This is a genomic window from Neorhizobium sp. T6_25, from assembly GCF_002968555.1.
Lineage (GTDB): Bacteria > Pseudomonadota > Alphaproteobacteria > Rhizobiales > Rhizobiaceae > Neorhizobium.
Genome location: NZ_PVBL01000011.1, coordinates 148003 through 168060 on the forward strand (window position 1 = coordinate 148003; position 20058 = coordinate 168060).

Consider the following 20058-nt stretch of genomic DNA (forward strand, 5'->3'; position numbering starts at 1 on the left):
CTGGGACCTCGGTCTGTCACTTCTTGAGACGTATATCCTACTTAGATATGGCTTCGATTGAAGCTGCCAAGTTCCGCTTGAAGATCTTCTCCAACGATCCTATCACCGGAAGGCGGGCCATCCGCGAAACGAGATGGTCGAGACAGCCGGGGCGGATTGGCGTTAGGAGAAAATATGTCGCTGGAAACCTTTCTGGCCCTCGTCCTGTTCGCCTTTACGACTTCGATCACGCCGGGGCCGAACAACATGATGCTGTTCGCGTCGGGCGTGAACTTCGGCTTTACGCGGACAATTCCGCATATGCTCGGCATCGGTGCCGGTTTTCTGTCGCTGCTGATCGCGGTCGGTCTCGGCCTCGGCGCACTGCTGCATTCGGTGCCTGTCGTCTATATGGCACTCAAATTCGCCGGCGGCGCCTATCTGCTCTGGGTCGCCTGGAAGATCGGCACGTCGCGCAGCCTGTCGGACGGCAAGACCGGTGCGCAGCCGATGACATTTATTGGCGCGGCGGCCTTCCAATGGGTCAATCCGAAGGCCTGGGTCATGGCGGTCACCGCCATGGCGACCTATACGAACCCGGAATATTACCTGCCGACCGTGATGCTCGTAGGGCTGGCGTTCGCTGCGGTCAACGTGCCGAGCGTTTCGACCTGGGCCGGCTTCGGTTCGGCGCTGCGCGAATGGCTGTCGGTGCCGGCGCGGTTGAAATGGTTCAACATCACCATGGCGCTCTTGCTTGTCGCAAGCCTCTGGCCGATGTTGAAATGAGGGAGACAAGCATGTCTACACATCATCACCACGATCACCATCACGACCACGGGCATGACCACCAGCACGGCCATGATCACGACAATCGCTACAGCGACATGCAGGCGCGCGTAAAAGCGCTCGAAACCGTGCTGACCGAAAAGGGGCTGATCGATCCGAAGGCGATCGATGTGATCGTCGACACCTATGAGACGAAGATCGGCCCGCGCAACGGTGCCCGGGTGGTCGCCAAGGCCTGGAGCGATCCGGATTTCGCCGAATGGCTGAGAACCGATGCGACCGCGGCGATTGCCAGCCTCGGTTACACCGGCCGGCAGGGGGAGCATATGCGGGCGGTGTTCAACACGCCGGACACCCATAACCTCGTCGTCTGCACGCTCTGCTCCTGTTACCCCTGGGCGGTACTCGGGCTGCCGCCGGTCTGGTACAAGGCACCGGCCTATCGCTCGCGCGCTGTCATCGATCCGCGCGGCGTGCTTGCCGAGTTCGGCCTGGTCCTGCCGGAGACCAAGAAGATTCGCGTCTGGGATTCGACCGCCGAACTGCGTTATCTGGTGATCCCCGAAAGGCCGGAAGGTACAGAAGGTCTCGGCGAGGAGGCTCTCGCCGACCTCGTCAGCCGCGACGCGATGATCGGCACGGCGATTGCGGGGCCGCGGCCATGAACGGGCCCCATGATCTAGGCGGCCAGATGGGCTTCGGGCCGGTGGCGCCGGAAAAGGACGAGCCGTATTTTCATGCCGAGTGGGAGAAGCGGGCGCTGGGGCTGACGCTGTCCGGCGGCGCTCTCGGTGGCTGGACGATCGACGAAAGCCGGCATGCGCGCGAAAATATTCCGCCGGCGGCGTATCTGGGCGCGAGCTATTACGAGATCTGGATTCGGGCGCTGGAAGTGCTGCTCGAACGTCATGGTTTTGCGGCGCGGGCGGAAATCGATGCGGGCCGCAAGCAGATGGAGCCGGCGACGCCAAAACGCATCCTGAAGGCGGAGATGGTGGCGGGCGCGCTTGCCAAGGGCGGACCGTGCGACCGGCCCATCGAGACGGAACCACAATTCCAGCCGGGCGACCGGGTGCGGACCCGCAATTTCAATCCCGAGACCCATACGCGGCTGCCGCGTTATGCCCGCGCCAAGACCGGTGTCGTCGAGGCCGTGCAGGGCTCTTTTGTGTTTCCCGACGACAATGCGCATGGCAAGGGCGAGAACCCACAATGGGTCTATACGGTCGTGTTCGACGGGCCGGAAATCTGGGGCGAGGGCGCCGACCCGACGCTGACGGTCTCGATCGATGCCTGGGAGAGCTATCTTGAGCGCATGTGAGATCCCATCGGCTTTGGTGCAGTCGGCCGGATTGCCGAAGTCACCGGAGGGTGATCCGGTGTTTCCGGAGCCCTGGGCGGCGGAAGCCTTCGCCATGACCGTGCATCTGCACGAGCGCGGCCTGTTCAGCTGGAGCGAATGGGCCGAAGCGCTTTCAGGCGAGGTCCACAAGCCCGGCAGAGCGGATGACGGCAGCGATTATTTCGACTGCTGGGTGGCGGCGCTCTCCGGCCTGCTGATCGGCAAGGGCGTCGCGGACGGCGAAACGATCCTGGCGCTTCAAGAGAGCTGGCAGCGGGCAGCGGAGGCGACGCCGCATGGCCGGTCGATCGAGTTGGCCAACGATCCGCTGCGCTGAAGATCAGCTCGGAAACTGCCGGTAACATTCCTCGGCGACCCGGCGCAGCAAGTCGCGGGAGATTTCGCCGGTGACGGCATATCCGAGTTCGCCGTCGATCCAGTAGAAGGTCTCGACGGTGCTGGCGGAGGCGAACCGAAAACTGGTCGTGCGGTTTTCCTTGTTGCGGCCGACGAGCACGGTCAGGCGCTGGCCCGTCTGGTCCTCGTACATGAACAGCGCGCCCGGCTTGCCGCCGACCGGCAGGAGGCGGCCGCCGACCAGCTTGAAGCCCTGTCCCTGCAGGTTCGGAACCTTGAGATTGGCGATCGACAGCCGCTTGCCAAGCCAGTTGGCGAGATGCGTCTCTTCGTTTGCAAACACTTCGACCGGGTGGCGCACCTCGCTTGCATAAACGAGGAAGGCGTTGCGCGCCTCGCGCGGCAGGACTTCGGTAGCGGCAAGCTGGATATCCGGGCGTTCGAACAGCAGCGGGCCATAATGGCCTCCGAGCGCGCCGGCTGCGAAGATCAGACCTGCGGCGGCTGCCAGCGCGAAGCGGCGGGACGGCCGGGTGCTGGTGCGCGCCAGACCGCCCGTGAGAAGCTGGATATCGGTGGGTTTCGATCTTTCATGACCGGCGAAGGCGGCGCGCAACTCGTCGTTCTGCTCCTGCCAGTCGGCCACCATCTGTGCGGCGTCCGGGTTTTCGGCCAGAAAATCCTGCACGCGAGTGCGGTCGGCCTCGTCCAGGAAGCCGTCGGCATAGGCGTGCAGTTCCGCTTCGGATACGGATCTGGCTTCGGTCATCGTGGTCTCCGCAATGGTATGACGTTTTCCTCCCGCATTTTTTCCCGCAAGGCCTGGCGCGCCCGAGACAGGCGCGACATCACAGTGCCGACCGGAATCTCCAGCATTTCGGCGACTTCCTGATAGGCGTAACCTTCCACGACGACCAGCATCAGCACCGCGCGCGCCTCCTTCGGCAGCGTCTCCAGCGCCTGCACGAGACGGTTCTTTTCCAAGGGATCGTCGGCACCCGTGCTTGCAGCCATGCTCTCCGCCTCCTCTATGCCGACGGACGGGCGTCGCGCGATCGACCGCCGCGCGTTGAGGTGAAGATTGGTCATGATCCTGTAGGCCCAGGATTTGAAATTCGCGCCGCGCCACTGGCCGCGACTGACCAGCGCCTTCTCGACGCAATCCTGCAACAGGTCCTCGCTCTCCGTGTCCGAGCGCGTCAGGCTGCGCGAATAGCGCCTGAGCGAGGGCAGGAGGGCGAGGATCTGCGCCTCGAAGGAAAGCGGCGCGGGAGCCTGTGCCTCACGCGCCGTTCCGGAAGTGGATTGATCAGGGCTTTGCGACATCCCAAACGCCGTTCACGCCGTCACCGGTGGTGTCGCCTTCCTTGGTGTCCTTGACCCAATAATAGAGCGGCATGCCATCCTTCGCCCACTGCTTGGCCCCGTCCTTGCGGGTCACGATAGAGTATGCACCATCGGCCTTCGCATCGGAAGCGGCCATGACCGGCGGCCAGTTGGTGGCGCACTTGTCGTAGCAGTTGGAGGTGCCGGGCTTGTCGTTCTTGAAGGTGTAGAGCGTCATGCCCTTTTCGCCGACGAGGACTTCGCCTTTGGTCGAGGTCTTGACGGTCTTGAACGGGCCGGCGGCAAAGGCGACCGAGGTCAGCGCTGCGAGCGCGAAAGGCACGAGAATGAAGGTCTTCATGGATCGTCTCCCTGGTTGATGGCGGCCTCACGTCGGCCACCGAAGTCAAGACACCGGGAGCGGCGGATTTATTCCGCCGATGCCGAAGATTCTTTCGAGAAAATAACACTTAGCTATTGAGATAAGTGTTTCGATTTGGTACTTAGCCTTATGGAAAACTATTCAAGCGAACTCGACGGCTTGTTCCAGGCGCTTGCAGATCCGACCCGGCGGGCGGTTCTGGGGCGGCTCGGTCACGGATCGGCCAGCATCAGCGATCTCGCGGAACCGTTCGACATGGCGCTGCCCTCGTTCATGAAACATGTGCGTTTCCTGGAGGAGAGCGGCCTTATCCGCACGCAAAAGCAGGGCCGGGTGCGGACATGCACGCTGGAACGGACACGGTTCGCCATGCTGGAGAATTGGCTTTCCGGACAGCGGGCGATCTGGGAAGCCCGTACCGACAGGCTGGAGCAATTGGTTCTGGCGAAACAGGAGTTCCTTCGGCACGAACAGAAACGGGAGACAGACAGATGACGCAGACGTTCAATCCGGCTCTCGACCTTACCATTTCGCGGCTGATCAAGGCGCCGCGCTCGGTCGTCTGGAACGCCTGGACGGACAAGGCGAGTTTCGAGCAGTGGTGGATCCCGGCGCCGGCGCTCTGCAGGGTCGTGGCGATGGACATTCGCCCGGGCGGTGCTTTCGAGACGCAGATGAGCGAGGACGGCGGTGAATTCGGTCCGCATCTCAGCGCCTGTTTTCTGGCCGCCGACGACCAGGAGAGGATCGTCTTCACCAATGCGCTGACAGGCGGTTGGCGGCCGGCCGAACAGCCGTTTATGACAGCGATCATCACCTTCAAGGATCATTCGCAGGGCACAGAATATCTGGCGCATGTCATGCACAAGAGCCCGGAGGACCGCAAGATGCATGACGAGCTGGGCTTTTTCGACGGTTGGGGCACGGTGATCGAGCAGCTGGGGAAGCTGGTCGAGCGGCAGCACTGATGGTTCAGAACAGCGGGATATCCGGCTTGGTCAGCATCAGCCAGAAGATGGCGATGACCGCGAAGAAGGCCGGGAAGCCGCAGGCAAACCAGATCCGGTAGAGCCGGTACCACTCCGGCGGCAGCGGCGCGGAGTCTTCACAGGCGATGCGGGCGATATCGCGCAGCTTGATCTGGATCCAGACGACCGGCAGCCAGAACAATCCCGTCACCACGTAGAGAATGAGCGACAGGGCGACCCAGCCATCCGTCAGCGACCAGCCGATGCTCCTTGTCAGCAGGTAGCCGGTGACCGGCTGCAGGATAACGGCGGTGGCCGTAAAGACGGTATCGGCCAGCACGACCGTGCCGGCGGTGTGGGCGATCAGTTTCGGATCTTCCGTCCGCCGGGCGATGACCATGAAAAAGGCGATGCCGGCGCCGGTTCCGAGCAGCACCGTGGCGCCGATCACATGCAGGAGCCGCAACAGGCTTTCGGCGTCCATCAGCGTTCGTCCAGAATGGCGAGGGCGACGAGGGTGAGGGCGATCGACGGCAGGACTTTCACGAGGGGACCAAGCGGATCGAGCCATAACTGCGGCGCGAGGATCGAGCCGCCGGCCAGGTAGACGAGACTGGTGAGGATCATCCCGAGCATTGCCTTGCGGGCATAGGGACGGATGAGGACAGCAGACCCGAGCAGGATGTCGAGGAGACATGTCGCGACCGTCATTGCCATAGCGACGGAGCCCGGCACGACGGGCGGAAATTGGGCTGCCGCGGCGCTCAGGTCGAGGAGCGGGATCAGGCCGGACAACAGCCAGAACAGCGACAGCGTCAGAATGATTGCGGGTTTCAGGAGATAGAGCCGCGCGAACCAGAGGTCCTGAATGCCGCTCGGATGGGCGGCGAGGGTCTCTGCCGCGTCTGCAAGGACGAGGCCGGCCGGTTTTGGCCTCAGGCTCCTGACGCCTTCCGACATTACCGTCATCGCCGTCGAGCGAAGCGGAGAACGCCAGCCGAGTCGTCCGGCGATGTCGGCGGCCCAGGTGACGGGTTTCGCAAGCGCTGCCGGCAACGCAATGACGGCGGCCGCAGGCAGGCCGAGCCAAGTGCGGTGAAGCTTCACGAGGTCAGACAAGGTCAGGGTCCTGTCGGCGGCGAGATCGATATCGCTGCCGGCCGGGATAGTGCCGTCAACCGCAAGGGAAACGGCGGCGGCGACGTCGTCCAGCGAGACGGTTTCGACCGGGCTTTCGGCATGGATGAGCGGCAGCAGGCCGGGAAGGCTCGCGAGCGCCCGTAGAAGCGCTGTACCGCCATGGGCATTGCGGCCGATGACGAGCGCCGGCCGCAGGATGACGAAGGGCAGGCCGCTTGCCGCAAGCGCTTCGTCGGCGCGGCGTTTGGTGGCGAGGAAGGGCAGGCCGGCGGCTGCGCCGTCCGTGCGGGCGGAGATCTGCACGATACGTCTGCCGCCGAGCGCCCGTGCCGCTTCGTAGAGCGACAGCATCGCCTTTTCCTGGGTGGCGCCAAGATCATCCGAAAGACCGTCCTGGAGCGCGCCGGCACAATTGACGACGACATCCTGATCCTCGATCAGCGGACCCCAGGCAGACAGTTGCGCGAGATCGGCCTTTATCCACTCGGCCGCGGGCCATTTCAGGCGGGCTTTGTCCGGGTCTCGCCCGAGCCCGGTTATCCGATGGCCCTCGGCGACAAGCCTTTGCAGGATCGCCGAGCCGATAAAGCCGGTTGCGCCGAGAATCAGGATCTTCATGCCGCGATCATACGGGCCGATGATGAAAGCTGAACAGCGGCAATCCTGCCCGGGCGGATAAACGAGAGGAAGGCTATCGTTCGTCCGCCGGAACACCTGCAACGGCGCTCATCCCGGCCTTTGATTCATCTTTCGTTCTTTTTCGGTTGCGCTTGGCTGCAGAATCCTGCCAAGTCCCGTCATGCAATTTGCACCGCAACAGGACGAGGCCCTCAAGGCCGTTTCACAATGGCTGAAAGAGGGTCGCGGCCAGGTCTTCCGGCTGTTCGGTTATGCGGGCACCGGCAAGACCACGCTCGCCAAGCATTTCGCCGAAAATGTCGATGGCGAGGTGCTGTTTGCGGCCTTCACCGGCAAGGCGGCGCAGGTTCTTCGCTCCCGCGGGGCGCGCAACGCGAAAACCATCCACTCGCTGATCTACAGGCCGCGCGGCGAGGAAGCGGTCGAGGACGATGCCGGCAAGACTTCGATCGCGCCGATGTTCTCGATCAACCGCCAGAGCCCGGTCGCCAAGGCGGCGCTGATCATCATCGACGAATGCTCGATGGTGGACGAGGCGCTCGGCAAGGACCTGATGAGCTTCGGCACGCCCATCCTGGTGCTCGGCGATCCCGGCCAGCTGCCGCCGGTGACCGGCGGCGGGTTCTTTACCGAACAGGATCCGGATTACCTGCTGACGGATATCCATCGCCAGGCGCGCGACAACCCGATCATCCAGCTCGCGATGAACGTGCGCGAGGGCAAGGAGATCATGTATGGCGACTACGGCACAGCGAAAGTGATCTCCCGCAACGAGGTGACGCAGCCACTGGTGATGGAGGCGGACCAGGTTCTGGTCGGCACCAACAAGACCCGCAAGCGCTATAATCAGCGGCTCCGGGAACTGAAAGGTTTTACCGCCGACTATCCGCAATCCGGCGACAAGCTGGTCTGCCTGCGCAACGACCCGGCCAAGGGGCTGCTCAACGGTTCGCTCTGGCAGGTGATGAGCTCGTCACGCGAGACGGTGAAACCCGGCATCAACCTGATGATCCGGCCGGAAGACGACGACATGGATCGCGGTGCGGCCAAGATCAAGCTTCTGAAACAGGCCTTCGAAGAGCAGGAAGGCGAAATCCCCTGGACGACCCGCAAGCGTTACGACGAGTTCGATTACGGCTACGCGCTGACCGTCCACAAGGCGCAGGGGTCGCAGTGGAACAACGTCGTTCTGTTCGATGAAAGCTGGGCGTTTCGCGACAGCCGGGAGCGCTGGCTTTATACTGCCATCACCCGAGCGGCCGAGACTCTGACGATCGTCCGCTAAAGAGGCCGATCAGTTCGGCACGAAACCGAGCAGCATCGCCTTGGCGACGGCCTGAAAACGGTTGGTTGCCTGGAATTTCTGGATGATGTCATCCTCCATCCGGCGCAGGTCCTCGAATTCGAGGTTGAGCGCGCGGGCAAGCCGCGGCGCCGAATAACCCTCTGCCATCAGCCCCAGGCACCGTTTCTCGATGTCGCTCAGGACCAGGGACATGGGCTTGGGGGTAACAAGCGCCTGGTCTTCCTCCTCGGCCACCAGCAGGCTTTCGATTTGCTGCATCTGCCGGCGGATGTTCGAGATGTCGGCCGTGAGCTCCCGTTTGCGCCGCGCCAGCATGTCGTGGAACATCTCGTCCGCTTCCGCCTCCGAGGTCGCGCCAGCAAGCTCTTCCATCAGTTCCTGGATGACCGCAACCGGAATACCGATCTCGCGGCAGGCATTGATGACCGCCATGCGGTGGATCTGACCCCTGTCATAGACCCGCATGCTGCCGGAGCGGCGGGCGATGATCAGGCCCTTTTCCTCGTAGAAGTGAAGAGTGCGATGGGTGACGCCGAAGAGATCTGCCATTTCGGCGATCGCCACTGGCTGGGTGGGCATTTCAAAAGAGAGTGAAACCTGGGGGAGATAAGGGAAATTGCGGGCTGCTCCCGCAAGAGGCACACTGTCGGTCCTGGCTTGCATGATATCGCTCTGCATCGAGTTCCCTTGCGCCGGAGTTTGGCGTCGTGGTCAGATATGCACCTAGAGGTTGCGACTTCGCGTCGAACCTCCTGGATGGAACCTCGGTACTGAAAATGCGGACCCGATTAAGTGGGATGGCAGAATTCGCTGTTCAAACCGTATTCCGCCGCCGTTTGGCCTGCTCAGCGAACTCTGTTAAATATAGATTAGCTAAAACTTTAGGAAATGGTAGCCCCGGTTGCCTCGTGAATTCTCGTCCATCAAAACTCTTTATAGGTGCATTTTCCCAAACCTGGTGGCATTGCGAAGGCGCATGGCCTAAAAGCGGATTAACCTTTCAAAACCGGGTATTGCCATGCCGACCAAGCTTTCCGTAAACCTCAATGCCGTCGCCATGCTGCGCAACCGCCGCGATCTTCCCTGGCCGAGTGTCGAGGGGCTGGGGCGCATCGCGCTTCAGGCCGGTGCGGCCGGCCTGACGGTGCATCCGCGCCCCGACCAGCGCCACATCCGCTTCACCGACCTGCCGGTTCTTCGGGCGCTGATCGACGACGAGTTTCCAGCGGCCGAGTTCAATATCGAGGGATATCCGAGCGAGGATTTCCTGGCGCTTTGCGACGCGACCCAGCCGGAGCAGGTGACGCTGGTGCCGGACGATCCGACCCAGGCGACCTCCGACCATGGGTTCGATTTCCGTGCCACGCACGAGATGCTGAAGCCGATCGTGGCGAGGCTCAAGAAGGGCGGCATGCGGGTGTCGCTGTTTGCCGATGGCGACGGCGATGTCGAGGCGGTGAAGCTCGCAAGGGCGACAGGCGCCGACCGTATCGAACTCTATACCGGTCCTTACGGCGGCTGTTTCGACAATCCGGAGCGCGGCGCCGAAATCCTCGAAAAGCTGGGACGGACGGCGGATGCGGCACTTGCCGAGGGGCTCGGCGTCAATGGCGGCCACGACCTGACCGTCGCCAACCTGCCGGCATTGGTGAAGCGCATCCCCAAGCTCGCCGAGGTGTCGATCGGGCACGGCCTCACGGCGGATGCGCTCGAATACGGCATGGCGGAAACCGTGCGCCGCTTCCGCCGTGCCTGCGGCCAGGCGGTCTAGTTCGACGACGAAAGCTTCGCTTCGCAGAGCTCCAGCACCCAGGTCTGGCCGTTGCATTGCGGCCCGAACAGGTTGTGCCTTTCCTCCGCGACGAGCTTGAAGCCCGTCGTCTCGTAGATGCGGATCGCGGCCGTCAGGCAATCGTTGGTCCAGAGCGACAGCTTCTTATAACCGGCGAGCGTCGAGAACTTGATGCATTGCTCGACCAGCGTCCGGCCGAGACCGAGGCCGCGGGCGGCGGGGTCGAGATAGAGGAGGCGCAGCTTGGCTGTATCACCGCCGCCATCGGCCAGGACTACTGAACCGACACGTTTGCCGTCGCGTTCGGCGATCCAGCAGCGTTCGCGTTCGGGATTGAAGTTGGCAATGAACTTGCCGGCGACCTCGGCGACCAGCCCTTCGAACTTGTCGTTCCAGCCGTATTCCCGCGCATAGGCGACCGCCTGGGCTTCGATGAGCCAGCCCATGTCGCCGATCCGGTGCGGACGGATGACGACCGGTGGGGAGGGGGCGGCCGATTGCGGATCGAGAATGGTGCGGATCGCCTGCATCGAGCCGATCAGCTTTTCACGGCCCATCTCGTCCACCTCATTGAGATCCTTGGCGATCTGCTGGCGGGAGCGTTCGCCGAGCGTCTCGTATTCGGCTTGTCCCTTGTCGGTGACAACGAGGATCTGGCTGCGTTTGTCGTCGGGATCCGGCTCGCTGTCGAGGAAGCCCGCCTCGCGGAATTTCTTCAGCAGCCGGCTGAGATAGGCCGGATCGAGGCCGAGATCGCGGTTGAGTTCGGTCGCCGACACCCGCTTGCGGGCGCCCATCTCATAGAGGATCCGCGCCTCGGTCAGCGTGTAATCGGTATCGAGATAGCCCTTGGCGAGAATGCCGAGCTTGTTGGTGTAGAAACGGTTGAAGGCGCGAACGGCGTCGAGAACGGCAGGGTCGGTCATCGGCAGAATCTCCTCTCCGAAGATTCTGTCCAATATCTATTTGACTGAGTCAAGTAAACTTATGCTGCTGCCTGTTTTGCCGACGACTGGCCAAGTGCGAAATCGACTGCAGCCGTGGCGTGGATGGCGGTGGAATCGACGCCGGGGAGCGGCAGGCTGGCGGGATCGAGCAGGAGGCAGATTTCCGTGCAGCCGAGGATGATGCTGTCGGCACCTTCTGTCTTCGCCTTTTCGATCATGGCGATGGCCCGGGTGCGGGAGGTGTCGAGAACCGTGCCGGCACAGAGTTCGTTGAAGATGATGTCATGGATATCGGTGCGATCGTCGGCGTCCGGCACCATGACATCGATACCGAGCATCTTCATGCGCTCGGTATAGAAACCGTGCTCCATCGTGTAGCGGGTCGCAAGCAGGAGCGGGCGGTTCAGCCCTTTCGACGTCAATGCCCTGGCGGTCTCGTCGATGACATGGATGAGGGGCACGTCGATCGCGGCCTGCACGTCCGGCGCGACGATGTGCATGGTGTTGGTGCAGATCAGCACGCATTCGGCGCCGGCCGCTTTTAGCCCGCGGGCGCTCCTGGCAAGGTGCTCGGCCGCCAGATCCCAGCGGCCGGCCTTCTGCAAGTCGACGATTTCGGCAAAATTGACGGAATGGAGCAGGAGATCGGCCGACGCGAAACCACCGAGGCGTTCGCGCACCGTCTCGTTGATCAGCCGATAATACACAGCCGTGCTTTCGAAACTCATCCCGCCAATCAAGCCGATCTTGCGCATTTTTCTCCAAACGAGATGGAATTTGGTAACTCCATCTCATTATCGCGAAATTCCGAGAGCCGCAATCCGGCGAGACGCTAAGCTGCGAGGGCGGCCTTCTGGGTCTCGAAATAGGCAGCGAGGGTCTGCGGCTTCTGGCCGGTCAGCGTCTCATAGTCGCTCGTCACCTGTTCGAAATTGCCGGCGCGGATATTGGCATCCGCCGAGACCAGCATATTCACGACGAAAGCAGGCAGGCCGGCGCCGGTAAGGCCCTGGGTCAGCTGCTCGTCGGTGACATCAACGACATCCAGCGGCTTGCCGGCCGCGGCGGATGCGCGGGCGGCGATTTCTGCGGCCGTCAGGGATTCCGAACCGGTGAGTGCGAGGGTGCGGCTGCCGGCCGGCGGATTGGCAAGGGCTACGGCTGCGGCACGGGCGCAGTCGTCGCGGCTGATCGTGGTGATCTTTCCCGCACCAACGGACGTGTACCATTTGCCGACCTGAAGATTGTGCGGCATGCTCATCAGATAATTGTCGTGGTACCAGGAGTTGCGCAGGATCGTGTAGGCGACGCCGCTCGCCTTGATGGCCTCTTCGGTGCCGAGATGATCCGGCGCGAACGTGACCAGCGACTTGTCCGGGTTGGGCATGGACGTGTAGACGATGTGCTTCACGCCGGCCTTCTTGGCGGCGGAAACGGCGTTCCTGTGCTGCGTGATGCGCTTGCCGGGCGTCGCCAGCTCGTCGGTGGAAATGATCAGCACGCGGTCGACGCCGGTGAATGCCTTCACGAGCCCGGCTTCGTCGTCGAAATCGGCCGTGCGGGTTTCCAGACCGCTGGCGGCAAGGTCGGCAAGCTTGTTCGGATCACGGCTGGCAGCGACGATGTCGGCGGCGGTGACCTTGGATGTCTCCATGAGGTGACGCAGGACTGCGCGGCCCAGATGGCCGGCGGCGCCGGTGACGAGAAGTTTGGTCATGCGGGTTTCTTTCCTGGCAATGGCCGGCCTGAAGGCGCGGCGAAGAATGTAGGTCTCAAAAAGAGACTAGCACTATAATAAGAATTGACTTCGATCTGTAAAGGAGGCAGTTTCGAGGGAGATCGTTACTTCAAGGGAACCACTCCATGGCCCTCAATGCAAACCGCAAGCCGGTCTTGGACGGCAAGGAATGCGATATGTCCGGGTGGGACATGGGTAACTGCCCGGTCAGGGACGTCCTCGACCGGATCGCCGGCAAATGGTCGACGCTGCTTCTCGGGGCCTTGGCGCGCCAGCCTTACCGCTTCGGCGAGCTTCGCCGCCTGGTGCCCGATATTTCGCAGCGGATGCTGACCCAAACGCTGCGCGACCTGCAGCGCGACGGTTACATCGAACGCGAAGTGTTTCCGACCAAGCCACCGAGCGTCGAATACCGGATGACCGATCTCGGCCGCTCGCTCTTCGAGCCGCTTTCCAAGGTGCTGCTATGGGCGGAGGCCAATCATCCGTCCGTTAAGGCAGCGCGCGTGAAATACGACGAGAGCGAACTGGCTTAATGTGAAAAGGGTTCCGGTATGGCAGCCCGACATTCCCCAATACGGCCCGGCAACAACCAAACCTGACCTCGGTCAAATTCCAGCGCAGGTGGTTGGGCCACCTTTTTGTTGCGGCCAGACATAAGGCGTTTATCGCACTTCAATCATCTTGCTGTTATGAAGCGGCAAAATGCCTGAGAAGGAGAAACCCCTATGAGCCGTTCCTGCCTTGCCGTCATCCTCGCCGCCGGCGACAGCACGCGCATGAAATCGTCGATGTCGAAAGTGCTGCATCCGATCGCCGGCCGGCCGATGATTGCTCATGTGATGGCGGCGGTGGCATCGAGCGGCGTGACTGAGGCGGCTCTGGTGGTCGGCCGTGATGCGGACGGGGTTGCCAAGGCCGGCGCGGTCGAGGGTGTTACGGTTGAGGCCTTCCTGCAGACCGAGCGTCGCGGCACAGGCCATGCGGTCCTGGCGGCGAAACAAGCCATCGCCCGCGGTTACGACGACATCCTGGTCGCCTATGGCGACGTCCCGCTGGTCACCTCGGCTCCCTTCGCCGAGGCGCGGGAAAAGTTGGCCGCCGGAGCCGATGTCGTGGTGATCGGTTTTCACACCGACAAGCCGACCGGCTATGGCCGGCTGCTGGTGGAAAACGGCGAGCTGATCGCCATCCGCGAGGAGAAGGATGCGACGGAGGACGAGCGCAAGGTCACCTGGTGCAATAGCGGGCTGATGGCGATCAATGGCCGCAAGGCGCTGTCGCTTCTGGAGGGCATCACCAATCAAAACGCGAAGGGCGAATATTACCTGACCGATGCCGTCGAGATCGCCCGTGCCGCCGGCGGCAAGGTCGTGGCGGTCGATGCGCCGGAAACGGAGGTTGCCGGCTGCAACAACCGGGCCGAACTGGCCATGCTCGAAAAGCTCTGGCAGGAACGCCGGCGCCATGAGTTGATGATCTCGGGCGTCAGCATGATTGCGCCGGAAACCGTCTTCCTTTCCTATGATACGCAGATCGGCCAGGACGCGCTGATCGAGCCGAACGTCGTTTTCGGCCCGGGCGTCAAGATCGACAGCGGGGCGGTGATCCACGCCTTTTCCCATATCGAGGGTGCGCATGTGAGCGGCGGCGCAACGGTCGGACCTTTCGCGCGGCTCCGCCCCGGTGCTGATCTCGCCACAGGCTCCAAGGTCGGCAATTTCTGCGAGGTCAAGAATGCCAGGATCGACGAAGGCGCCAAGGTCAACCATTTGACATATATCGGCGACGCATTCGTCGGGGCCCATTCCAATATCGGCGCCGGCACGATCACCTGCAACTACGACGGCGTCAACAAGCACGAGACGTGGATCGGCGCCAACGCCTTTATCGGTTCGAACTCGTCACTCGTCGCACCCATCTCGATCGGCGACGGCGCCTATGTCGCCTCGGGAAGTGTCATCACCGAAAATGTCCCGGCCGATGCGCTGGCCCTCGGCCGTGCCCGCCAGGAGGTGAAGCCGGAGCGCGCGAAAATCCTCCGCGAGCGGGCGCTCGCCCTCAAGGCCGCCCGCAAGGCACAAAAGTAGCGCCGCTATTAACGTTTGCGCGTTACTTTCCGACATCGAAAGTGACCGGCGGGCCGATTGCGCAAAACCAGCAATCGGCTAGGAGTTCGCGCGGGTTCCACGAAGCGGAAAGGGTCGTTCATGTGCGGAATTGTCGGGATCGTCGGAAATTCGCCGGTGGCGGCGCGTCTGGTCGATGCGTTGCGAAGGCTCGAATACCGCGGTTATGATTCCGCCGGCGTGGCGACCGTCCACGAGGGCCGCATGGATCGCCGCCGCGCCGAGGGCAAGCTCTTCAATCTCGAAAAGAGGCTCGACGCCGAGCCGCTGCCCGGCACGATCGGCATCGCCCACACCCGCTGGGCGACCCACGGCGTTCCGAACGAGACCAATGCCCATCCGCATTTCGTCGATGGGGTTGCCGTCGTCCACAACGGCATCATCGAGAACTTCTCCGAGCTGAAGGACGAACTGCTGGCCGAAGGGGCGGTCTTCGAAAGCCAGACCGACACGGAAGTCGTGGCACACCTGCTCGCCAAATACACCCGCCAGGGCCTCGACCATCGCGCCGCCATGCTGGCGACGCTGAACCGGGTGGCCGGCGCCTATGCGCTGGTGGTGATGTTCGAGGACGACCCAGGCACGATCATGGCCGCCCGTTTCGGACCGCCGCTCGCAATCGGCCACGGCCGCGGCGAAATGTTCCTGGGGTCGGACGCGATCGCGCTGTCGCCGTTCACCAATGAAATCACCTATCTGGTCGACGGCGACTGCGCCGTCATGACCCACAAGGGTGCAGAGATCATCGACTACGACGGCAGGCCGGTGACGCGGCAGAGCCAGATTTCCCAGGCATCGGCCTTCATGGTCGACAAGGGCAACCACCGCCATTTCATGGAGAAGGAGATCTACGAGCAGCCGGAGATCATCTCCCATGCGCTCAGCCACTATATCGATTTCGCGAGCCATACGGTGAAGGCGAACGATACGGCGATCGACTTCGGCAAGGTGACGGGGCTGGCGATCGCCGCCTGCGGCACGGCATACCTGTCCGGCCTGATCGGCAAATACTGGTTCGAGCGTTATGCGCGCCTGCCCGTCGAAATCGACGTCGCCTCCGAATTCCGATACCGCGAACTGCCGCTGTCGCCGTCCCAGGCGGCGCTGTTCATTTCCCAGTCGGGCGAAACCGCCGATACGCTCGCGTCGCTGCGCTACTGCAAGGACAACGGCCTCAAGATCGGCGCGGTGGTCAATGTCAGGGAATCGACCATCGCCCGCGAATCGGACGCGATCTTCCCGATCCTCGCCGGCCCGGAAATCGGCGTCGCCTCCACCAAGGCCTTTACCTGTCAGCTTGCGGTCCTCGCCGCACTCGCGATCGGTGCAGGTCGCGCCCGTGGCACGGTGACGGCGGACGAGGAGAAGGCGATGGTGAAGCACCTCGCCGAAATGCCGCGGATCATGAGCCGGGTGCTGAACGACATCCAGCCGCAGATCGAGTCGCTGTCGCGCGAGCTGTCGCGCTTCAAGGACGTGCTTTATCTCGGCCGCGGCACCAGTTTTCCGCTTGCCATGGAAGGCGCGCTGAAGCTCAAGGAGATTTCTTACATCCACGCCGAAGGTTATGCCGCAGGCGAACTGAAGCACGGGCCCATCGCGCTGATCGACGAGCACATGCCGGTGATCGTCATCGCGCCGCATGATCGCTTCTTCGAAAAGACCGTTTCCAACATGCAGGAAGTGGCGGCGCGCGGCGGCAAGATCATCTTCATCACCGACGAGAAGGGTGCTGCGGCCTCCAAGCTTCCCACCATGGCGACGATCGCGTTGCCGAATGTCGACGAGATCATCGCGCCGATGATCTTCTCGCTGCCGATCCAGCTGCTTGCCTATCATACGGCGGTGTTCATGGGGACCGATGTCGATCAGCCGCGCAATCTGGCAAAATCCGTCACGGTGGAGTGATATCCGCCGGCTTTTCCTTGCATCGCAACATCGCATCCGGCATTGTCGCATCAATGATTGCGGCAATGCTTAGGGTATGCAGGGAAACCGAATGAGCGACAGTCCAGAGCGAATATCGCTGGCCGGCCGTCTCAGGAACAACTTCCTAACCGGCCTGATCATCTGCGCGCCGCTTGCCATCACCATCTGGCTCACTTTCACCTTCATCGACTGGGCGGATAGCTGGGTCACGCCCTATATTCCGCAGCGCTACGACCCCCAATATTACTTCAACATCACCATTCCCGGCACCGGTCTGCTGATCGCGGTGGTGCTCATCACCATCATCGGCTTTCTCGGCAAGAACCTGATCGGCCGTTCGATCGTCAAGTTCGGCGAATCGATCCTGCACCGGATGCCGCTGATCCGCAGCATTTATAAGAGCATCAAACAGATCTTCGAGACGGTGCTGAAGGAGCAATCGACCTCCTTCAAGAGGTGCGGGCTGATCGAGTTTCCGAGCCCCGGCATGTGGGCGCTGGTCTTCATTTCCGGCGACGCGCAGGGAGAGATCGCGGCAAAGCTCAATGCGGACGGTGAGGAAATGGTCGGCGTCTTCCTGCCCCCGACCCCGGTTCCGACCGCCGGTTTCCTGATGTTCGTGCCCAAGAGCAAGATCATCATGCTCGACATGACGCCGGAGGAAGGCGCCAAGCTGCTGATATCGGGTGGTCTCATCGCACCGGACTACAAGCCCGTCCCCGGCGCGCCGACCGCCGTCCTGCCAGCCCCGAAAATGCAGGCTTAGCCGGCTCTCAGGAACCGGATCGCCTCGTCGCGGCGGTGCAGGTAAAGCAGCACGCGCATGTTCTGGCCGCGCTCGCTTGTGAGCTCCGGATCCCGTTCCAGCAGATAGGCAGCATCCTTCCGGGCGATCTCCAGCAGTTCCGCGTGCGCTTCCAGGCTGGCGATCCGGAAACCGGGCGTGCCGGACTGGCGGGTGCCGAGCAACTCGCCTTCGCCGCGCAGTTTCAGATCCTCCTCGGCGATCAGAAAACCGTCCTCGCTGTCGCGCAGGATCGAAAGCCGCGCCCGGCCGGTTTCAGTGAGCGGCCCCTTGTAGAGCAGGATACAGGTCGAAGCCTCGTCGCCGCGCCCGACACGGCCGCGCAACTGGTGCAACTGGGCAAGCCCGAACCGCTCGGCATGTTCGATGACCATGATCGTCGCATCCGGCACGTCGACGCCGACTTCGACCACGGTGGTCGCGACCAGCAACCGGATTTCGCCGGTCTTGAAGGCGCTCATGACTGCGTCCTTTTCCGGTCCGCTCATGCGGCCATGGATCAGGCCGACATCGCGGCCGAGTTCCTTGGCGAGCACCGCATAACGTTCCTCCGCGGACATCAGGTCGGAGACATCTGATTCCTCGACGAGCGGGCAGATCCAATAGGCTTTTTTTCCTTCGCCGATCGCGCCGCGCAGCCGGGCGACGATGTCGCCGATCCGTTCAGTGGGGATGGTGACGGTCTGGATCGGCTTGCGGCCAGCCGGTTTTTCGGTGAGCTTCGAGACGTCCATATCGCCGAACGCGGCGAGCACCAGAGTGCGGGGAATGGGCGTCGCGGTCATCACCAGCATATGCGGGGAAATTCCCTTGGCCGTCAGCCGAAGGCGCTGATGCACGCCGAACCGGTGCTGTTCGTCCACCACGGCGAGCATCAGATTGTGATAGTTGATCGCATCCTGGAAGAGCGCGTGGGTGCCGACGATGATCTGCGCTTCGCCAGACGCAATCCGCTCGATGATCTGGTCGCGCTCACGCCCCTTGGTGCGGCCGGTCAGCACCTCGACCGCGACGCCTGCAGCACCGGCGAGCTTCGAGATCGTCGCAAAATGCTGGCGGGCGAGGATTTCGGTCGGTGCCATCAGCACGGCCTGGCCGCCGGCCTCGACGGCGGCGGACATGGCGAGCAGCGCCACCAGCGTCTTGCCGGCCCCGACATCGCCCTGCAGCAGCCGCAACATGCGGTCTTCGCCGGCCATGTCCTTGATGACGTCCTCGACAGCCGCTTTTTGGCTGGGCGTCAGCGAGAAGGGAAGATTGGCGATGATCTTTGCGGCAAGATCGCCCTTGACGCGGATCGGCTGGCCCGGGACCTTGCGCACCCTCTGACGCACCAGCGACAGGGACACCTGGCCGGCGAGGAACTCGTCATAGGCGAGCCGCCGACGGGCAGGTGCCTGCGGATCGATATCCGCTGCATCGCGCGGATCGTGCAGCCCGCGAAAGGCCTCCGCGACCGAAGGAAAACCCTGGCGCACGGCCAGCGCCGCATCCGCCCATTCCGGCAGTTCCGGCATGCGGGCGACGGCACCGTCGATCGCCTTGCGCAGCACTTTCGGCGTCAGGCCCGCCGTCATCGGATAGACCGGCTCCACCAGGGCCAGGTTCTCCGCCTCGGAGGATTTGACGATGAAATCCGGGTGCACCATCGAGGGGCGACCGTTGAACCAGTCCACCTTGCCGCTCACCATCACCATCTCGTCGATCGGCAGCGACTTTTCCAGCCAATTGCCCTTGGCACGGAAGAAGGTGAGCGCCAGTTCGCCCGTATCATCGTGCAGGAAGACGCGGTACGGCATGTTGGACTTGCCGGGCGGTGGCGGCTGATGCCGGTCGACCCGGCCTTCGATTGTGACAATGGCGCCCTGTGGCGAAAGCGCGATGCCCGGCCGGTTGCGCCGGTCGATCAGTGAGGAGGGGGCATGGAAAAGCAGGTCCACGACACGACAATCGTCCGGGTCCTCGCGGCCGGTGACGCGGGCGATCAGTTCGGCAAGCTTCGGCCCGACACCGGCAAGCGAGGCGACGGGCGAGAACAGCGGATCGAGTATGGCGGGACGCATGGCGCGCAAAATGCGATGGATTTTGCCCATTTGGCAAGGTGACGAGGGCGGAAAAGCGTCCTATATGAACGGCAAAACAAGGACACGGCCATGACAGGACTATCCCGCACCAGCGCGGATCTCGACCCGCGCCGCCGGCGCATCCTCTATCGCTGCTGGCATCGCGGCATCCGGGAAATGGACCTGGTTCTCGGGAGTTTTGCGGAAGCCGAGATCGGCAAGCTCGGGGAAGCCGAACTCGACGAATTCGAGGCGATCATGGGCGAGGACGACCACGACCTGCATGCCTGGATAACCGGGGCTCAAACTTTGCCTGAGCACAGGAAGACGCCGCTTTTCGCGCGTGTCGCTGCCTATAACCCGGATTTCGATCCCGTCACCAAAGCTTCCCTGGAAGCAAGGCTCGGGCACAAGATATGAATTCTGG

General features: G+C 62.7%; 23 protein-coding genes. 13 read left to right on the forward strand and 10 right to left on the reverse strand.

All coding sequences use genetic code 11. From position 1 onward, the window contains the following. Positions 1–174: 174 nt before the first annotated feature. Genes C5L10_RS16995 through C5L10_RS17010 form a run of 4 tightly spaced genes read left to right on the forward strand, consistent with a single transcriptional unit; the run spans position 175 to position 2447 of the window. Entirely contained in the window at positions 175–768 is a 594-nt protein-coding gene (locus C5L10_RS16995) for a LysE family translocator (protein ID WP_105430629.1), read from the forward strand. Positions 769–779: 11 nt separating this feature from the next. After that, positions 780–1433, forward strand: coding sequence for a nitrile hydratase subunit alpha (gene nthA, locus C5L10_RS17000; protein ID WP_105430630.1), 654 nt, complete (start codon positions 780–782; stop codon positions 1431–1433). Further along, the gene (gene nthB, locus C5L10_RS17005; RefSeq protein ID WP_105415741.1) at positions 1430–2089 is read left to right on the forward strand and encodes a nitrile hydratase subunit beta; all 660 of its coding nucleotides are present in this window, start codon (positions 1430–1432) and stop codon (positions 2087–2089) included. Before nthA ends, nthB begins: the two co-directional genes overlap by 4 nt. Continuing rightward, positions 2076–2447: a nitrile hydratase accessory protein gene (locus tag C5L10_RS17010; RefSeq protein WP_205837058.1), complete on the forward strand. Its 372-nt coding sequence runs from the start codon at positions 2076–2078 to the stop codon at positions 2445–2447. Before nthB ends, C5L10_RS17010 begins: the two co-directional genes overlap by 14 nt. Before the next feature lie 3 nt (positions 2448–2450). On the opposite strand, the gene C5L10_RS17015 is transcribed toward C5L10_RS17010, so the two are convergent. From C5L10_RS17015 to C5L10_RS17025, 3 genes are read right to left on the reverse strand one after another with little or no spacing between them, the layout of a single operon-like run. After that, positions 2451–3236: an anti-sigma factor gene (locus C5L10_RS17015; protein ID WP_105430631.1), complete on the reverse strand. Its 786-nt coding sequence runs from the start codon at positions 3234–3236 to the stop codon at positions 2451–2453. Further along, positions 3233–3793: an RNA polymerase sigma factor gene (locus C5L10_RS17020; protein ID WP_105430632.1), complete on the reverse strand. Its 561-nt coding sequence runs from the start codon at positions 3791–3793 to the stop codon at positions 3233–3235. The genes C5L10_RS17015 and C5L10_RS17020 overlap by 4 nt, the downstream gene beginning before the upstream one ends. After that, on the reverse strand, positions 3777–4154 hold the full coding sequence (locus C5L10_RS17025; RefSeq protein ID WP_105400834.1) for a hypothetical protein: 378 nt from the start codon (positions 4152–4154) through the stop codon (positions 3777–3779). Before C5L10_RS17025 ends, C5L10_RS17020 begins: the two co-directional genes overlap by 17 nt. A 150-nt stretch (positions 4155–4304) precedes the next feature. Between C5L10_RS17025 and C5L10_RS17030 the strand changes: the two genes are divergently transcribed. Together C5L10_RS17030 and C5L10_RS17035 are read left to right on the forward strand one after the other, a co-directional pair. Beyond that, complete coding sequence (locus C5L10_RS17030) at positions 4305–4670, forward strand: helix-turn-helix transcriptional regulator (protein ID WP_105430633.1); 366 nt, start codon at positions 4305–4307, stop codon at positions 4668–4670. Next, complete coding sequence (locus tag C5L10_RS17035; protein WP_105430634.1) at positions 4667–5143, forward strand: SRPBCC family protein; 477 nt, start codon at positions 4667–4669, stop codon at positions 5141–5143. Before C5L10_RS17030 ends, C5L10_RS17035 begins: the two co-directional genes overlap by 4 nt. Positions 5144–5147: 4 nt before the next feature. On the opposite strand, the gene C5L10_RS17040 is transcribed toward C5L10_RS17035, so the two are convergent. Together C5L10_RS17040 and C5L10_RS17045 are read right to left on the reverse strand one after the other, a co-directional pair. After that, positions 5148–5627, reverse strand: a complete 480-nt coding sequence (locus tag C5L10_RS17040) for a DUF2269 domain-containing protein (RefSeq protein ID WP_105430635.1) — start codon at positions 5625–5627, stop codon at positions 5148–5150. After that, positions 5627–6901, reverse strand: coding sequence for an SDR family oxidoreductase (locus C5L10_RS17045; RefSeq protein WP_105430670.1), 1275 nt, complete (start codon positions 6899–6901; stop codon positions 5627–5629). The genes C5L10_RS17040 and C5L10_RS17045 overlap by 1 nt, the downstream gene beginning before the upstream one ends. 181 nt (positions 6902–7082) lie before the next feature. Here C5L10_RS17045 and C5L10_RS17050 point away from each other — a divergent pair, with 181 nt between their 5' ends. Further along, the gene (locus C5L10_RS17050) at positions 7083–8207 is read left to right on the forward strand and encodes an ATP-dependent RecD-like DNA helicase (RefSeq protein WP_105430636.1); all 1125 of its coding nucleotides are present in this window, start codon (positions 7083–7085) and stop codon (positions 8205–8207) included. 9 nt (positions 8208–8216) lie between these two features. Here C5L10_RS17050 and C5L10_RS17055 read toward each other — a convergent pair whose 3' ends face one another. Continuing rightward, a complete protein-coding gene (locus tag C5L10_RS17055; protein WP_172717062.1) occupies positions 8217–8891 on the reverse strand; it encodes a MerR family transcriptional regulator in 675 nt (224 codons plus the stop codon). 355 nt (positions 8892–9246) lie between these two features. Here C5L10_RS17055 and C5L10_RS17060 point away from each other — a divergent pair, with 355 nt between their 5' ends. Further along, positions 9247–9999, forward strand: coding sequence for a pyridoxine 5'-phosphate synthase (locus C5L10_RS17060; RefSeq protein WP_105430638.1), 753 nt, complete (start codon positions 9247–9249; stop codon positions 9997–9999). On the opposite strand, the gene C5L10_RS17065 is transcribed toward C5L10_RS17060, so the two are convergent. The 3 genes from C5L10_RS17065 to C5L10_RS17075 form a co-directional block, all read right to left on the reverse strand. Further along, the gene (locus C5L10_RS17065; RefSeq protein WP_105430639.1) at positions 9996–10946 is read right to left on the reverse strand and encodes a helix-turn-helix domain-containing GNAT family N-acetyltransferase; all 951 of its coding nucleotides are present in this window, start codon (positions 10944–10946) and stop codon (positions 9996–9998) included. The two genes, C5L10_RS17060 and C5L10_RS17065, sit on opposite strands and share 4 nt — an antisense overlap. A 59-nt stretch (positions 10947–11005) precedes the next feature. Then, complete coding sequence (locus tag C5L10_RS17070; protein WP_105430640.1) at positions 11006–11722, reverse strand: aspartate/glutamate racemase family protein; 717 nt, start codon at positions 11720–11722, stop codon at positions 11006–11008. A 77-nt stretch (positions 11723–11799) separates the two neighbouring features. Then, on the reverse strand, positions 11800–12684 hold the full coding sequence (locus C5L10_RS17075) for an SDR family oxidoreductase (RefSeq protein WP_105430641.1): 885 nt from the start codon (positions 12682–12684) through the stop codon (positions 11800–11802). Between the two features lie 146 nt (positions 12685–12830). Here C5L10_RS17075 and C5L10_RS17080 point away from each other — a divergent pair, with 146 nt between their 5' ends. The 4 genes from C5L10_RS17080 to C5L10_RS17095 all read left to right on the forward strand — a co-directional run bounded on the left by C5L10_RS17080 (position 12831) and on the right by C5L10_RS17095 (position 17529). After that, positions 12831–13241, forward strand: coding sequence for a helix-turn-helix domain-containing protein (locus C5L10_RS17080; protein ID WP_105430642.1), 411 nt, complete (start codon positions 12831–12833; stop codon positions 13239–13241). A gap of 192 nt (positions 13242–13433) precedes the next feature. Beyond that, positions 13434–14795, forward strand: coding sequence for a bifunctional UDP-N-acetylglucosamine diphosphorylase/glucosamine-1-phosphate N-acetyltransferase GlmU (gene glmU, locus C5L10_RS17085; protein ID WP_105430643.1), 1362 nt, complete (start codon positions 13434–13436; stop codon positions 14793–14795). Positions 14796–14915: 120 nt separating this feature from the next. Then, positions 14916–16742, forward strand: a complete 1827-nt coding sequence (gene glmS / locus C5L10_RS17090; RefSeq protein ID WP_105430644.1) for a glutamine--fructose-6-phosphate transaminase (isomerizing) — start codon at positions 14916–14918, stop codon at positions 16740–16742. Between the two features lie 91 nt (positions 16743–16833). Then, positions 16834–17529 carry a DUF502 domain-containing protein gene (locus C5L10_RS17095; RefSeq protein WP_046633667.1) on the forward strand — a complete coding sequence of 232 codons (696 nt, stop codon included), beginning with the start codon at positions 16834–16836 and terminating at the stop codon, positions 17527–17529. On the opposite strand, the gene recG is transcribed toward C5L10_RS17095, so the two are convergent. Then, the gene (gene recG / locus C5L10_RS17100; protein ID WP_105430671.1) at positions 17526–19631 is read right to left on the reverse strand and encodes an ATP-dependent DNA helicase RecG; all 2106 of its coding nucleotides are present in this window, start codon (positions 19629–19631) and stop codon (positions 17526–17528) included. The genes C5L10_RS17095 and recG overlap by 4 nt on opposite strands. 90 nt (positions 19632–19721) lie before the next feature. Between recG and C5L10_RS17105 the strand changes: the two genes are divergently transcribed. After that, positions 19722–20051, forward strand: coding sequence for a succinate dehydrogenase assembly factor 2 (locus tag C5L10_RS17105; protein WP_046667648.1), 330 nt, complete (start codon positions 19722–19724; stop codon positions 20049–20051). Positions 20052–20058 lie beyond the last annotated feature (7 nt).